The sequence below is a fragment of the Bradyrhizobium sp. 197 genome (assembly GCF_023073375.1).
Lineage (GTDB): Bacteria > Pseudomonadota > Alphaproteobacteria > Rhizobiales > Xanthobacteraceae > Bradyrhizobium.
In genome coordinates, this window is sequence record NZ_JADPJJ010000004.1 from 1 (window position 1) to 14,188 (window position 14,188).

Consider the following 14,188-nt stretch of genomic DNA (forward strand, 5'->3'; position numbering starts at 1 on the left):
ATGGAGAACCCGGGCAAGATCATGCTGGAGCTGATCGAGGTCCAGACCGGAAGCTATCTCGGCGAAGACGACATCATCCGGATTGAAGACGACTATCAACGCTCTTGAGCAGAGTGTCGCTCCCACATTCCGCGACCATTTAGAAATTGTCACGCGAACCGCGATGATCGGAACAGGCGATTATGACCGACGACACGCACACGATCCGCAGCGCCCGCCTCACCGCGACCATCAAGGCGCAAGGCGCCGAGATGTGTTCGCTGACGAGCGATGCTGGCGTCGAATTCGTCTGGCAGGCGGGGCCGGCCTGGCCGCGCCATGCGCCGCTGCTGTTTCCGATCGTCGGGCGTCTCGCCAATGACGAATTGCGGCATCGGGGCAGGACGTACCGGATGACCCAGCACGGTTTCGCCCGCGACAGCCGCTTTGCGTGGGCGGAACGTGGTGAAAGTCGCTGTGTCCTGGTGCTCGAAGACAGCGAGACGACGCGCGCGCTTTATCCCTTCGCGTTCCGCCTGACGGCAACCTATACGCTCGATGAATCCGGTCTCGATCTTTCACTCGCGATCGCCAACACCGGCAAGGAGACATTGCCGGCTTCGCTCGGCGGCCATCCCGCGTTCAACTGGCCGCTTCAGCCGGGAGCGGCGAAGGAGAGCTACGCGCTGACCTTCGCCAACGCAGAGCCATCTCCCGTTCGCCGTCTCGACGGCGGCTTGATGCGCCCGGCGACGGAGCCAAGTCCCGTCAGCGGCACTGTGTTGCCCTTGTCCGAATCCCTGTTCGTCGACGATGCAATCATCTTCGACCGGATCGCGAGCAATTCGGTCGGCTATGCCGCGGGGCAGGCCGCGTCCAGCGGGCCTTGGCTGAACATGTCGTGGCGCGGCTTTCGCGAGCTTGGCGTCTGGTCGAAGCCATCGGGCGCGCCGTTCCTCTGCATCGAGCCCTGGCGCGGCTATGCCACTCCCGCCGGCTTCGATGGCGAATTCACTGACAAGCCGGGCCTGATGCACATCGCAGCCGGCGCAGAAGAGCAATTGTCATTCCGCATCGACGTCGGATCGTCCTGAAGTCGGGTGGCCTCCGCGCGTATCCCGCTGCGGGTTGACGACAGCCCTTAGATCTCGATCCGCGTGAGGTCCTCGCCGAGCACGATGGGACCTGCGTAGTCCCGCCTTACGTCCGCGAGCAGTGCGTTCAACATGGAATCGTCGGTGCGCGGCCGGTGATGGGTCAGCGCGAGCTTCTTGACGCCGGCCTTGGCCGCGACCTTGCCGACCGTATCCCCGCAGGCGATGGTGAATTTCGCAAGCCGGCGCAAGTGCTCGTTGTTGATCTCCGGCGTTGCGAGAAGGCAGCACTGGACCAGCAGGTCGGCTCCCTCTGCCAATCGCTCGAGACCGGGGCAAGGCACCGTGTCGCCGGAAATCGCAATGATCTTGCCCTCGGCCTCGAAGCGGTAGCCGAGACACATCCAGCGTGCGAGGAAGGCGGGCGGCATGTCGAGGCCGTCGCCATGCGAGACGAGCTCGGCGCTGATCTTCCAGCGACCGGTATCGAGAACGGGGCCCGGTAGAATGTCCCTCGCGACGACCGGTTTCCAGCCGCCGAAGCTCGGCTCGCCCTGATCCCGCCAAGTGATGTCCTTGTCGTAGACCTGCGTGACCAGCGTATCGACGAGCCGTTCGGTATCCGGAGGCCCATAGATGCGCAAATCGTCCTTGCGCCCATGCATCCATGAATTGAGCATCACATCGTAGAGGTCGCCGATGTGGTCGAAATGGTGATGGGTGAGAAAGACCGTGTTGATGGAGCCAAGCGGCACACCGGCCTTGCTGAGCTGCACCATGACGCCGCGGCCTGCATCGATCAGGATGTTTTCCTCACCGAGCCTGATCAGCGTGGTCGTCGCCATGCGGCGCGGGTCGGGACGCGGGCCGCCGGTGCCGAGCAGGATGATTTCCATGGCATCTACTCCAGGTGCAGACTTTCGGAGCGTACAGTAGATTTGAAGCTGTTGGCGGGGCAAGCTGCAGCCGGTCGGCCGGGGAGAGAGATGCTCGGCGTCAAGGTCCGCACAACTGTCGCTTGTACCTGCGGCATCCCGCACATGATGCGCGGGATGGGAATTGTGGGCCAATTCATACTTAATGCGTCAAGATCGTGACCAATATTGTTTGGGCGTCACAACACGCCTAGTATTCCGGCAGGCAATGGGGGCTCGAACAACTCGTGAATGTACGTTCACAGGACGGCGCATCGCCCGGCGACCTGAATTTCCAGGTCGATTCGCAAGCACACAGAACATCCAAGATCGTGGCTGATTCCGCACTTCGGGAATTGCGTCCCGCTGGCCGCGAGCGGCTGATCGTCGTCGAAGACGATCCGGTGACGCGGACGATGCTGGTCGGCTATTTCAGCGAGAACAATTTTGACGTCGTCGGCGCCGGCTCCTGCGCGGAGTGCCGCCAGGCGCTGCGGGCGCGGACCGATCTCGTCTTCCTCGACGTGCAATTGCCTGATGGCGACGGCTTCGATCTCGCCAAGGAAATCCAGGCGACCAGCAACGCGGGCATCATCTTCGTGACGCGCCGCGACACCGACGTCGATCGTATCCTCGGCCTCGAGATCGCGGGCGACCATTACGTCACCAAGCCGATCAATTTGCGAGACCTGCTCGCGCGCGCACGCAGTGTGCTGCGGCGGCGCTCGATCGATCGTAAGGCGGCGCGCAACCACAATTCGATCGCCTTCGGCGACTGGATCATCGACCTGACACGGCGCGAGCTGCTCGGCAGCGACGGCAAGCCGGTGGCGCTGACGCGCGCCGAATTCGACCTGCTCGCGGCGCTCGTCGGTGCCGACGGCAGGCCGCTCAGCCGCGACTATCTGATCGAGGTCGTCAGCAACCGCCAGGCCGAGGTCGACATCCGCACCGTCGACGCTCTGGTGGCGAGGCTGCGCCGCAAGCTCGTCGGCAGCGGCACGCCTGTCATCACCACCGTCACCGGCATCGGTTACAAGCTTGCTCTCAGCGAGCGGCTCTAGACGCAAGCGCAGCACAAAATGGTGCCGGCTGCGCCATCGGGTTCAGCCACTGAAACCGACGAGGAACCGAATGGCAAGAAAGGCCGACAGCGCCACGGCGCCGGTAGCGACGATTGCGAACAGAACTCTCAAACTATTGTGCATGATCTCTATTCAGGTTCAGTTTCAAAAATGTTGTTCGTCCAACCGCTGCTCGTCTCAAGACAGGCAACTCTATTGACGTGATGCGACCCGTTTCCTCTTGGCTTCGATGCGGGCCTTGATGAGGCGGACCCGGGCTTCCTGTGCTGCCCAATATGCTCTGCTCGCTACGGCCGTGCCTTGACGGTAACGCGCGTAAACGTCCTTCGGCTGTGCCGGTCCCTTTTGATTGTGCGCTGACTTCGAGACGGTGGGCGCCGTAGTTGGCGCCGGTGCTACATCTGGGACGGTCGCAGCTTGGTGTCCCACCGTCGTCGAGTTCATGGAGACAACACGATTGCGGGCACGATTACAATAGACCTGCGAGCGCGGAGTCATGGACTCCTCGTCGTGACCTGCTCGATATTTCATCAGGGCACGGCAAAGGTCCCCGCCTGCCAGGCGCCATGCGCGGTTCAGATAGAGAACGCCGTAGTGGATGTTGATGTCGGGCTCTGCGAGCTCTGCGTTATTTCCCCGGAATCCGAGCATCGCTGCCGTTTCGGGCCGAATCTGCATGAGGCCGATCTCGCCGACTGTGCCGATGGTGCCCGGATTGTATCCGCTTTCAACGAACACGACGGCCTCCGCTATGTCGGCGGGCAGATTGGTCCTGGCCGTTTCTCTTTCGATAATTTTTCGGATCGCCGCCCGCGACGTCGGCGTCTCTCCAGCGCCGAGATCTGCATTGTGACCGCCAGTCGCCAACGTCGGTTCCGCGTCGTTCAGAGCGTTGTCCTGAGCGTGCACGGAGGTGGATGCCAACCAAAGCACAGCGATCGCAACGTGTTTCCACGTCGCGCGGGCATTGATGCGTGTTCGATCCCGCAGCATGGAGCACGTATTATATCCTTCGAGTTAACAACCGATTTTCTGGCGGCCCGGGGTGCGGCTCGGCTCGGAAGGCGCAAGCGGCCAACGGTGTAATGAGGCTATCGCGACCGCGAGCTCTGGTCGGTTGATGTGCTTTGAGCACCGCCAGCCAATTTGTCGTCGATCGCATAGAGCGCGCAGATGGGCGACCATTTCATGCAGGCGCCAAGCGAATCGCGCTGGGCGTCATCGGTCGTGTCACGCCCCGAACGCCAGCCGTAACCGCCGTTCGGCGACACCGCAAAAGCCTTGTGCGGCATGGTGCTGGCGAGATAGCGCGAGAATTCGGCGCGCGCGGTCTCATTGAGCTGGCCGGGCGGCGGCAGCGGATCGGGCGGGCTCAGGATATTATGGCCGAGGGAGCGCTCGCGCAGGAAGGCGTCGAGATACGGCGTCCATTGCGGGCGGCCCACCACCGAATAGAGATAATGGCCATCGTCGCCGTAAGGCGGCGCCGCACTGAATTTCGCGTTGCCGCCGGCGGCGCGAAATCCGTCATGGAGGCGGTGCGCGAGATCGGGACCGAAGAAGGAATCATTGGTGGCATAGACCCACAGCATCGGCACGCGTGAGGTCTTGCCGAAGGTGGCGAAGGCCTGCACCAGCCCATCGGGATTGCAGACGTCGTCGTCATCGCGCGAGCCGCGGCCGCCGGCAAAGCTGATCGCGGCGACGAGGCCGGCCGGCGCCTGCGCGGTCAGCGCGACGGTGGCGAGCCCGCCGGCGGAATGGCCGACCGCGATCATGCCCGACGTCGTCACGTCGGCCCTGCGCGCCATCGCATCGATCGCCGCGCGCAAATCCGCCACCGCGACCGCTGCCGCCGGCAGGTAAGCGGCATTCGCGCAACCGCCGACGCTGTCGACGCGGCCGCCCGGCGAGGTGCCGTAGCCGCGCCGCATCACGATCAGCGCGGCAAAGCCGCGCCGGGCATATTCAAGAGCGATGCCGTAATATTTGTGCGCGGACATCGTCGCGCGATCGTCAAAACTGCGCGGCGAGCCGTGGCTGAGCAGCGCAAGCGGATAGCGCTTCGTGCCGGCCGGCCGGACCAGGAACGCCTCCAGCCCCTGCGACCCGGCCTCCGCCATGGGGATGCGCAAATCCTCGGTGTAGAACTCCGCGGCCATCGCATCGGCCACGATGCCGGCCATCGCAAGCCCGGCAATCAGAACAACCAAGAGCCTCTGAAACAGCGTCATGCCCCGACTCGAAAAGCCCCGATCGAAAAGACCATAGCATGATCTCAGGAACGGCCGCCCCGCCGCGCGTGTTGTGCCCTTGGCGGGAGCCCGGCCGATGCTATGGTATTCCGCAATTTCTACGACAGGACGAGGTATATTCAGTGGCTGATGTTCATCCCGCGGCGGGCAAGCAGGCCTCGCCGGACGCGCTCACCAACATTCCGCGGCTGGTGACGGCCTATTTCGCTGGCAAGCCTGATGTCGCCGATCCCGCGCAGCGGGTGGCGTTCGGCACATCCGGCCATCGCGGCACCTCGTTCAAGAACAGCTTCAACGAGGGCCATATCCTCGCGACGACGCAGGCGATTTGTGATTATCGACGAGAAAAGGGGCTGACCGGTCCGCTGTTCATCGGCATCGACACCCATGCGCTGGCCGAGCCGGCGCTGGTCAGCGCCGTCGAGGTGTTCGCGGCCAACGGCGTCGACATCATGATCGACAAGGACGGCGGCTACACGCCGACGCCGGTGATCTCGCACGCGATTCTGACCTACAACAAGGGCCGCACCTCGGGCCTTGCCGACGGCGTCGTCGTCACGCCGTCACATAATCCGCCGGAGGACGGCGGCTACAAGTACAATCCGCCCCATGGCGGCCCGGCCGACACCGACGCGACCTCCGTGGTCGAGAAGCGCGCCAATGCCTATCTCGCCGATGGCCTCAAGGGTGTGAAGCGCATCGACTACGCCAGGGCGCGCAACTCCGCGAACGTCCACGCCTATGACTTCATCACGCCCTACGTTGCCGATCTCGGCAACGTGGTCGATCTCGACCTCGTCAAATCCGCCGGCATCAATATCGGCATCGATCCGCTCGGCGGCGCCGCCGTGCATTACTGGCATCCGATCATCGAGCGCTACGGCCTGAAGGCGACCGTGGTGAACGAGGCGATCGATCCGACCTTCCGCTTCATGACGGTGGACTGGGACGGCAAGATACGCATGGATTGCTCCTCACCTTACGCAATGGCCAGCCTGATCGCGATGCGCGACCGCTTCGACGTCGCCTTTGCCAACGACACCGATGCCGATCGGCACGGCATCGTGACGCGCACCGGCGGACTGATGAATCCGAACCATTATCTCGCGACTGCGATCTCCTATCTGTTCGCGCACCGCCCGAACTGGGGCAAGGATGCCGCGATCGGCAAGACCGTGGTGTCGAGCTCGATCATTGATCGCGTCGCCAAGAAGCTCGGCCGCAAGCTGGTCGAGACGCCGGTCGGCTTCAAATGGTTCGTCGACGGGCTCCTCAGCGGCGGTTTTGGCTTCGGCGGCGAGGAGAGTGCAGGCGCCTCGTTCCTGCGCCGTGACGGCACGGTGTGGACCACCGACAAGGACGGCATCATCCTCGGCCTGCTCGCCGCCGAGATCATGGCGAAGACCGGCCGCGATCCGAGCCAGCTCTTCAACGACCTCACCGCCGAGCTAGGCGTGCCCCATTACGCGCGCATCGACGTCGCCGCGACCACGCCGCAGAAAAACATCCTGAAGTCCGTCACGCCCGAGCAGCTCGGCCTGAAGGATCTCGCCGGCGATCCAGTCCGGGCGACGCTGAGCAAGGCGCCCGGCAACGGCCAGCCCTTCGGCGGCATCAAGGTCGAAACCGATTTCGGCTGGTTCGCCGCGAGGCCGTCGGGCACCGAGGACGTCTACAAGATCTACGCGGAAAGTTTTCGCAGCACCGAGCACCTGAAGCGGATCCAGGAAGAAGCGCAGGCGGGGTTGATGAAGGTGTTCGGAGCGTAAAAGGCGTAGGACAAGCGCCGGTCTTGCCTCCTTCGGAGATGGTGCTTCAGCCGCGGCGATTGTCGCACGTCATGGCCGGGCCTTGTCCCGGCCATCCACGTCCTTGCCGTGCCACGAAGGCTCGTGCGCAGCGCCTGTTCTTGTAGTTTCCTGGCTCTGTATACCGTTAGAGAGACAAAGGTATTTAGATACGCTGTTTCGCCCTTGAACGATTTCATTCCTGCGATATTGTATACACAACGTATTCAACAGCCTTGGGAGCGAGACCGGTGACAAAACCCTTCCCGATGAACGCCTGGTACGTCGCCGCGTGGGATGCCGACGTGAAGCCGGCGCTGCTGCCGCGGACGATCTGCGGCAAGCATGTCGTGATGTACCGCAAGGCCGATGGCTCGGTGGCCGCGCTGGAGGATGCCTGCTGGCACCGCCTGGTGCCGCTGTCCAGGGGCCGGCTCGAAGGCGACACCGTCGTCTGCGGCTATCACGGCCTGAAATACAATGCGCAGGGCCGCTGTACCTTCATGCCTTCGCAGGAAACCATCAACCCGTCGGCCTGCGTCCGCGCCTATCCCGTGGTCGAACGTCACCGCTACATCTGGCTCTGGATGGGCGATCCCGCCCTGGCCGATCCCGGGCTGGTACCCGACCTGCACTGGAATCACGACCCGGCCTGGGCCGGAGACGGCAAGACCATCCACGTCAATTGCGACTACCGCCTCGTGCTCGACAATCTCATGGACCTCACCCACGAGACTTTCGTGCACGGCTCGTCCATCGGCAACGAGGCGGTCGCAGAGGCGCCGTTCGACGTCACCCATGGCGAGAAAACGGTGACGGTGACGCGCTGGATGCGCGGCATCGAGGCGCCGCCGTTCTGGGCCAAGCAACTCGGCAAGCAACCCGGCAAGTCCGGTCTCGTCGACCGCTGGCAGATCATCCGCTTCGAAGCGCCGTGCACGATCGCGATCGACGTCGGCGTGGCCCCGACCGGCACCGGCGCGCCGGAAGGCGACCGCTCGCAAGGCGTCAACGGTTTTGTGCTCAACACCATCACGCCCGAGACAGAGAAGACCTGCCATTACTTCTGGGCCTTCGTGCGCAACTATCAGCTCGGCGAGCAGCGCATCACCACCGAGATCCGCGAAGGCGTCTCCGGCATCTTCCACGAGGACGAGCTGATCCTCGAGGCGCAGCAGCGCGCGATGGACGAGAACCCCGATCGCATCTTCTACAACCTCAACATCGATGCCGGCGCGATGTGGACGCGTAAGCTGATCGACCGGATGGTGGCCAAGGAAAACCCGCCGCAGCACCTCCAGGCCGCGGAGTAAGCGTATGGCCGAGCGTGAGGTCGACCGCTCCGTCTCGCAGACCGTAAAGGCGCAGCTCGCGCTGCGCGACCAGATCCTCTCGGGCGCGTTGCGGCCCGGCGAGCGCATCTCCGAACTCCAGGCGGTGGAGACCACCGGCGCCTCGCGCACTCCGGTGCGCATGGCGCTGGTGCGGCTGGAGGAGGAGGGGCTGCTGGAGGCGATCCCGTCCGGCGGCTTCATGGTTAAGGCGTTTTCGGAACGCGACATCTCCGATTCCATCGAGCTGCGCGGCACGCTGGAGGGCCTTGCCGCGCGCTTTGCCGCCGAACGCGGCGTCTCCGCGCGCGAGCTCGAGCCGCTCAAGGAATGCCTCGCGGCGATCGACGAGCTGCTGCGCCAGGTCCCGATCTCGGTCGATGCCTTCTCGTCCTATGTCACGCTGAATGCGCGCTTCCACGCACTGCTCACGGAATTGTCGCGCAGCCCACCGTTGATCCGGCAGATCGACCGCGCCTCGGCGCTGCCGTTCGCCTCGCCAAGCGGTTTTGTGATGGCGCAATCTGCATTGCCCGAGGCGCAGCAGATCCTGATCATCGGCCAGGAGCACCACCGCGTCGTGATCGACGCCATCGAGAACCGCGAGGGCGCGCGCGCCGAAGCCGTGATGCGTGAGCATGCGCGCCTCGCGGTGCGGAACTTGCGGCTTGCGCTACGCAACAGGACTCATCTCGACCTGCTGCCGGCGCTCGCGCGGATCAGCTCCGCCGCAACCGAATAGGGCAGTCACCATGCGCTTCATCGAAACCTGGATTCCGGCGACGCTCGTCTCGACGCGCGATCTCGCGCCGGGCATCCGCGAATTCCTGATCCTGCCGGACCGGTTCGACGGCGCCGCCTATCCGGTCGGCAGCCACGTCAATGTCAGCGTCACCATCGACGGGCAGCCCGAGACGCGGTCCTATTCGCTGGTCGGCGAAGCCTCGTCGCGCGGCTTGAAGATCGCGGTGCGCCGCGCGGAGGATTCGCGCGGCGGCTCGCGCTATATGTGGTCATTGCAGCCGGGCGCGCGGCTCGACATCACGACGCCCGCCTCGCTGCTCGCGGTCGACTGGGCGCGCCAAAACTACTGTCTGATCGCCGGCGGCATCGGCATCACGCCGATCCTCGGCGCCGCGCAGGCGCTGGCGCGGCGCGGCGCCGATGTGGTGCTGCACTATGCCGTGAGTTCGCGCAACGACGCTGCCTATCTCGACGATCTTGCAAGTCTGCTTGGTGATCGTCTGGTGGTTCATGCCAGCAACGAAGGCCGCCGGCTCGATCTCGACGCGTTGTTTGCGTCATTGGCGCCGGGCACGCTGGTGCTGTTCTGCGGCCCGATGCGGATGCTGGATGCCGCGCGACACGCCTGGATCGGCGCGGGCCATCCGCTTCCCGATCTCCGCTACGAGACGTTCGGCTCCAGCGGCACGCTGCCGACCGAGACATTTCGCGTGCGCCTGAAGGGCTCCAACGTCGAGCTCGAAATTCCGCGCGAGCGCTCGATGCTGGACGTGCTCAATGCCAACGGCCACGACGTGATGTACGATTGCAAGCGCGGCGAATGCGGCCTGTGCGCCATCGACGTGGTCGAGGTCGACGGCGAGATCGACCATCGCGACGTGTTCTTCAGCGACCATCAGAAGGAGAGCAACCAGAAGATCTGCGCCTGCGTCTCCCGCGCGCGAGGGACGATCACCATAGACACGCTGTTGCGCGCGGATGCGATTTGACGGAATTGCAGCGGGATCCAACTGGCGGAATGGAAGGCGCCACGGGCTCCACCTCGCCCGCAAGCGGGAGAGGTCGCGCCGAAGGCGCGGGTGAGGGCTCTCTCCTCTTGGGGGCTCCCTCTATGGAGACACCCTCTCCCCAACCCTCTCCCGCTTGCGGGAGAGGGAGCGCACCTCCTCCGTAGCAGCACCAATCCTACTCCTAACGCGCGCTACGCCGCGTAACTCGCCCGAAGCTTCTTCGGATCCAGCAGCGCTAGAACATGATCCGTCGACACCGGCCGGCTGATCAGATAACCCTGCACCTCGTCGCAACTGATCTGGCGCAGATATTCGAGCTGGTCCGCGGTCTCGACCCCTTCGGCGACCACGTCGATGCGCAGGTCGCGTGCGAGGCCGATGACCGACTTCACGATTGCGGCGCAGTCCGGTTGCACCAGCATGTCGCGGATGAACGATTGGTCGATCTTGATGCGGCTGAATGGCAGCTTGCGCAGGTAAGTCAGCGAGGAGAAGCCGGTGCCGAAATCGTCGAGCGCAACCGTGACGCCGAGTTCCAGCAGCGCGTTCAGGACCGACGCGGCCGAGCCGTATTTCGACAGCAGCATCGATTCGGTGATCTCGATCTCGAGCCGGTGCGGCGCGATCTTCGCATCGGCAAGCGCCTGCACGATGATCTGGAGGATGGCTGTGTTGTGAAACTGCGCGGCCGAAAAATTCACGGCGACCCTGATCTCCTCGGGCCACTCGGCAACCGTCGCGCAGGCGCGGCGGACGACCCATTCGCCGATCTCGTGGATCAACCCGGTCTCCTCCGCGATCGGTATGAATTCGCTCGGCGGCACCAATCCGCGCTGGGGATGCTGCCAGCGCAGCAGCGCCTCGAAGCCGGTGATGCGGTTGTCGCCGAGGTCGAGGAACGGCTGGAACACCAGGAACAGCTCATCCCTGGCGATGGCGCCTTCCAGATCCGATTGCAGCGCCTTGCGGTCGCGAGACACCTTGTCGTCACTGGCCTCGAAGAAACACACTGTGCCGGGGCCCGCTTTCTTGGCACGGTAGAGCGCGGCATCGGCATTCTTCATGACGTCAAGCGGTGTGTTGCCGTCCCGCGGAGCGAGCACGATGCCGACGCTGGTCGCGCCGACGACCTGGCGGCCCTCGATCTGGAACGCTTCGTCGAACGCCGCAATGAAGCGCTCGGCGATCTCGAGCGCATCCTCCGGCCGTGCCAGATTGGCCATCACCAGCGCGAACTCGTCGCCGCCGATGCGTGCGACATGCTCGGCCGCGCGGGTGCAGCGTTGCAGGCGGCCTGCGATCTGGATCAAAAATTCGTCGCCGGCGGGATGGCCGAACTTGTCGTTGACCTCCTTGAAGCGATCGAGATCGAGCAGAAGCACCGCGAATTCCTCGCCGGACAGAGCGAGCCGCTTCAAGGCAGCATCGAGCGTTTCGTTGAAGGCGACCCGATTGGGCAGATGGGTCAGAGAATCCTGCCGCACCGTGCGCTCGGCCTCGATCTGCCGCATCACGCGTCGTGCGAACGCCAGCGAATTGACGAATACCGCACGCAGCAGCACGCTCCCGTACACCACCACCAGGATAGCCATCAGCATATAGGCGGGATCACCGTCCCGGCCGAGGCAGATCGCGATGCCGATGAAGATCGGTGTCGTAAAAGCGATCGCCGCAATCGGGATCGTGGCGAAGGCCAGCGCGCCGCCGGCCAGCATGCCCGAGCAAAGGCAGGTAATGACGAGCTGGCCGCCGGTCGCTGCGTGGGCGAAGAAGGCGACCGGGACGATGCCCCAGGCGGCGCCAAGCACGAAAGCGTTGCGCACCAGCCGATGCATTGCCCGGCGCGAGACGAATTGCGGTTTGGTGATGCGGCGTGAGGCGTGCGATTGCAGGCCGAACGCGATCGCTGCGCCGGCCACGACGATGGCCCAGGCCAGCGCAAACTTCCAGTCGGGCGAATGCCACAGCGCAACAGCGAGTACGGCAGCATTGCAGGCGTTCGCCAGCATGATGGCGACCGAATAGCCGAGCACCAGCGACATCTGTTCGGCGCGGATATGGCCGGCGACGGCTTCGTCGGTTGCAGGACCGCCAAAGGCCGACAGATCGCCGGCGAACAGCCGCGCGAAATAGCTGGTCGTTTGAGTCCGCATTGCAGAGCCTAGCAGCATGGGCCGGTTGTCCGGCCCGACCCGGAGAATTCGCTGCAAACCTTTGACGAACTATGAATTATCCGAGCTTGCGACGATCACCGCGACCACTTCTGCGTGTTCGTCACGGAGTATCGATAACAAATCGATACAAATGCGCGGCGGTAACGCTCAGCCGAGAGCGGATGCTCTTGAACTCGCGCCGCAACCAGGGCGCGTTCCACCCATGTCGCGGAGCGGGTCAGAGGATCTTGTCGGGCCGCAAGCGGACTTGCGGCCCGACGCCTCATCATAAGTCCAAGCGGCCTTGAATCAGGCGAGGCCTTGTTCGGCCAGGAAATGCGTGAGCCTATCGATCTGCCGGAAGTCTACGAGGGCGGCAATGTAGCCGTCAGGACGCACCAGCACCCAATCCCCCGGCGACACGGAATATGCCGCGCGAAAGTGCTCGCTTTCGTCGACGAGCTCCGCACCTGGACCGATGCAGTGGATGTGCAGTCCATTGCACGCCGATAGCGCTCCGCGTTTTACCTGATAGCCAAGCAGCGTCCAATGCGGCCCCTTGAGCAACCCGAACAAGCGTATGGGCTGTCCGGCGGCCCCGCGTAGCGGCGCATCCGGTGCACGGTTTCCCCCGCGGGGACCTTCCAGACGTCCCGGTATTTCCAGCGTCAGCGGTGATCCCGGATAGCCGATGTCGAGTTGCTGCACCTCACGGCCGCGTCTCATATCGCCGCGTTTGGCGGCTTCCAGCAATACGGTGGCAAGGCCGAGCATGCTTGCAGCGACGGGTCGACGTTCTCTCTCATAGCTGTCGAGCAGAGTTGCGGAAGCGCCACGGATGACCGCCGCGAGCTTCCAGCCGAGGTTGTAGGCATCCTGCACGCTGGTGTTGAGGCCTTGTCCACCCGTCGGCGGATGAATGTGAGCCGCATCGCCAATCAGAAATGCACGGCCGTCCCTGTACCGATCGGCGAGGCGCGCGTTCATCTGATAGGCCGACGCCCAGTGCACGCGCCGGATGCGGATATCGTTGCGCCCCGTGCGCTCGGCGACCATCGCTGATAGCCCGTCGGCCGATAGATCGACTTCGCCTTCGAGCGGAACCGGTGCCTGCAACTGGAAGAGCTCCGTCCCGGCCAGTGGACACAGCGCGATCTGGCGATCCATTGCACCATCGTTGAAGCGGTGCCACGCCGTGCGGTCCAGCCCCGTCAGGACAATATCGGCGACGACGGCACGCACGCCAAGCGTCTTGCCTTGAAAACCGATATTGAGAGCGTGACGGACGAAGCTGCGGCCTCCATCGGCGCCGGCGAGGTAACGCACCCGCACCGTCTCCTCACCGGCCGGGCCTGACAGACGCGCAGTCGCGCCGTCCTGATCCTGCTCCAGGCCCACCAATTCGCGGCCGAATTCCACCCGCCCGCCAAATTCGAGCAGGCGTTCGCGCATCACGCTCTCGGTCAGAAATTGCGGGATCATTAGCGCCATGTGGTAGGGCTCTGCGGGTGTCGGGGCGGTTTGCTCAGAAACCTCCGACTCGATGAAGCTGCCATCGTCCCGATATTTCCGCTGTGGCGGGTAGAGACCGCCGGCCGCAACGATACGATCGATGATGCCGAGGTCCTCGAAAATCTCCTGGGTTCGGGGCTGGATTCCCTTGCCGCGAGACCCGTGAAACGGACCGTCGCTCTTCTCGATCAGCCGAAAGGATATGCCCCGCCGGGCGAGATCGATAGCGAGCGTAAGGCCCGCCGCGCCTGCTCCGCATATCAGAACATCCGGCTTGAATTGCTTTGTCATGGCACCCTCAATATGTGTAATATGCACGCATTA

The 14,188-nt window shown here is 64.0% G+C and carries 12 protein-coding genes; 7 read left to right on the forward strand and 5 right to left on the reverse strand.

The features are described 5' to 3' along the window. Positions 1-108, forward strand: a 108-nt coding sequence (locus IVB27_RS00860; protein WP_247368311.1) for a hypothetical protein, incomplete at its 5' end; no start/stop codon positions are given. Positions 109-182: 74 nt separating this feature from the next. After that, complete coding sequence (locus tag IVB27_RS00865; RefSeq protein ID WP_247440648.1) at positions 183-1,073, forward strand: aldose 1-epimerase family protein; 891 nt, start codon at positions 183-185, stop codon at positions 1,071-1,073. A 47-nt stretch (positions 1,074-1,120) separates the two neighbouring features. Here the strand turns inward: IVB27_RS00865 and IVB27_RS00870 are convergent, their stop codons facing one another. Beyond that, a complete protein-coding gene (locus IVB27_RS00870; protein WP_247440650.1) occupies positions 1,121-1,969 on the reverse strand; it encodes an MBL fold metallo-hydrolase in 849 nt (282 codons plus the stop codon). Between the two features lie 266 nt (positions 1,970-2,235). On the opposite strand from IVB27_RS00870, the gene IVB27_RS00875 reads away from it, so the two are divergent. After that, positions 2,236-3,051 carry a response regulator gene (locus IVB27_RS00875; RefSeq protein WP_247440652.1) on the forward strand — a complete coding sequence of 272 codons (816 nt, stop codon included), beginning with the start codon at positions 2,236-2,238 and terminating at the stop codon, positions 3,049-3,051. A gap of 213 nt (positions 3,052-3,264) precedes the next feature. Here IVB27_RS00875 and IVB27_RS00880 read toward each other — a convergent pair whose 3' ends face one another. After that, complete coding sequence (locus tag IVB27_RS00880) at positions 3,265-4,065, reverse strand: transglycosylase SLT domain-containing protein (RefSeq protein ID WP_247440654.1); 801 nt, start codon at positions 4,063-4,065, stop codon at positions 3,265-3,267. Positions 4,066-4,163: 98 nt separating this feature from the next. After that, positions 4,164-5,306, reverse strand: coding sequence for an alpha/beta hydrolase family protein (locus tag IVB27_RS00885; protein WP_247440655.1), 1,143 nt, complete (start codon positions 5,304-5,306; stop codon positions 4,164-4,166). 143 nt (positions 5,307-5,449) lie between these two features. On the opposite strand from IVB27_RS00885, the gene pgm reads away from it, so the two are divergent. From pgm to IVB27_RS00905, 4 genes are all read left to right on the forward strand, one after another. After that, positions 5,450-7,096, forward strand: a complete 1,647-nt coding sequence (gene pgm / locus IVB27_RS00890) for a phosphoglucomutase (alpha-D-glucose-1,6-bisphosphate-dependent) (protein WP_247440657.1) — start codon at positions 5,450-5,452, stop codon at positions 7,094-7,096. Between the two features lie 269 nt (positions 7,097-7,365). Next, a complete protein-coding gene (locus IVB27_RS00895; protein WP_247340563.1) occupies positions 7,366-8,427 on the forward strand; it encodes an aromatic ring-hydroxylating dioxygenase subunit alpha in 1,062 nt (353 codons plus the stop codon). Positions 8,428-8,431: 4 nt separating this feature from the next. Beyond that, entirely contained in the window at positions 8,432-9,187 is a 756-nt protein-coding gene (locus IVB27_RS00900) for a GntR family transcriptional regulator (protein ID WP_247440659.1), read from the forward strand. A 10-nt stretch (positions 9,188-9,197) separates the two neighbouring features. After that, entirely contained in the window at positions 9,198-10,178 is a 981-nt protein-coding gene (locus tag IVB27_RS00905) for a PDR/VanB family oxidoreductase (protein WP_247440662.1), read from the forward strand. Positions 10,179-10,390: 212 nt separating this feature from the next. Here IVB27_RS00905 and IVB27_RS00910 read toward each other — a convergent pair whose 3' ends face one another. Together IVB27_RS00910 and IVB27_RS00915 are read right to left on the reverse strand one after the other, a co-directional pair. Then, on the reverse strand, positions 10,391-12,352 hold the full coding sequence (locus IVB27_RS00910; RefSeq protein WP_247440663.1) for a putative bifunctional diguanylate cyclase/phosphodiesterase: 1,962 nt from the start codon (positions 12,350-12,352) through the stop codon (positions 10,391-10,393). Positions 12,353-12,661: 309 nt separating this feature from the next. Continuing rightward, positions 12,662-14,155, reverse strand: a complete 1,494-nt coding sequence (locus tag IVB27_RS00915) for an FAD-dependent oxidoreductase (protein WP_247440666.1) — start codon at positions 14,153-14,155, stop codon at positions 12,662-12,664. Positions 14,156-14,188 lie beyond the last annotated feature (33 nt).

Excerpts from the sequence above, each read along its gene's own strand:
- IVB27_RS00885 (WP_247440655.1), bottom strand. The coding sequence starts at position 5,306 with ATGACGCTGTTTCAGAGGCTCTTGGTTGTTCTGATTGCCGGGCTTGCG.
- IVB27_RS00900 (WP_247440659.1), top strand. The coding sequence starts at position 8,432 with ATGGCCGAGCGTGAGGTCGACCGCTCCGTCTCGCAGACCGTAAAGGCG.
- IVB27_RS00905 (WP_247440662.1), top strand. The coding sequence starts at position 9,198 with ATGCGCTTCATCGAAACCTGGATTCCGGCGACGCTCGTCTCGACGCGC.
- IVB27_RS00915 (WP_247440666.1), bottom strand. The coding sequence starts at position 14,155 with ATGACAAAGCAATTCAAGCCGGATGTTCTGATATGCGGAGCAGGCGCG.
- IVB27_RS00880 (WP_247440654.1), bottom strand. The coding sequence starts at position 4,065 with ATGCTGCGGGATCGAACACGCATCAATGCCCGCGCGACGTGGAAACAC.
- IVB27_RS00865 (WP_247440648.1), top strand. The coding sequence starts at position 183 with ATGACCGACGACACGCACACGATCCGCAGCGCCCGCCTCACCGCGACC.
- IVB27_RS00870 (WP_247440650.1), bottom strand. The coding sequence starts at position 1,969 with ATGGAAATCATCCTGCTCGGCACCGGCGGCCCGCGTCCCGACCCGCGC.
- IVB27_RS00910 (WP_247440663.1), bottom strand. The coding sequence starts at position 12,352 with ATGCGGACTCAAACGACCAGCTATTTCGCGCGGCTGTTCGCCGGCGAT.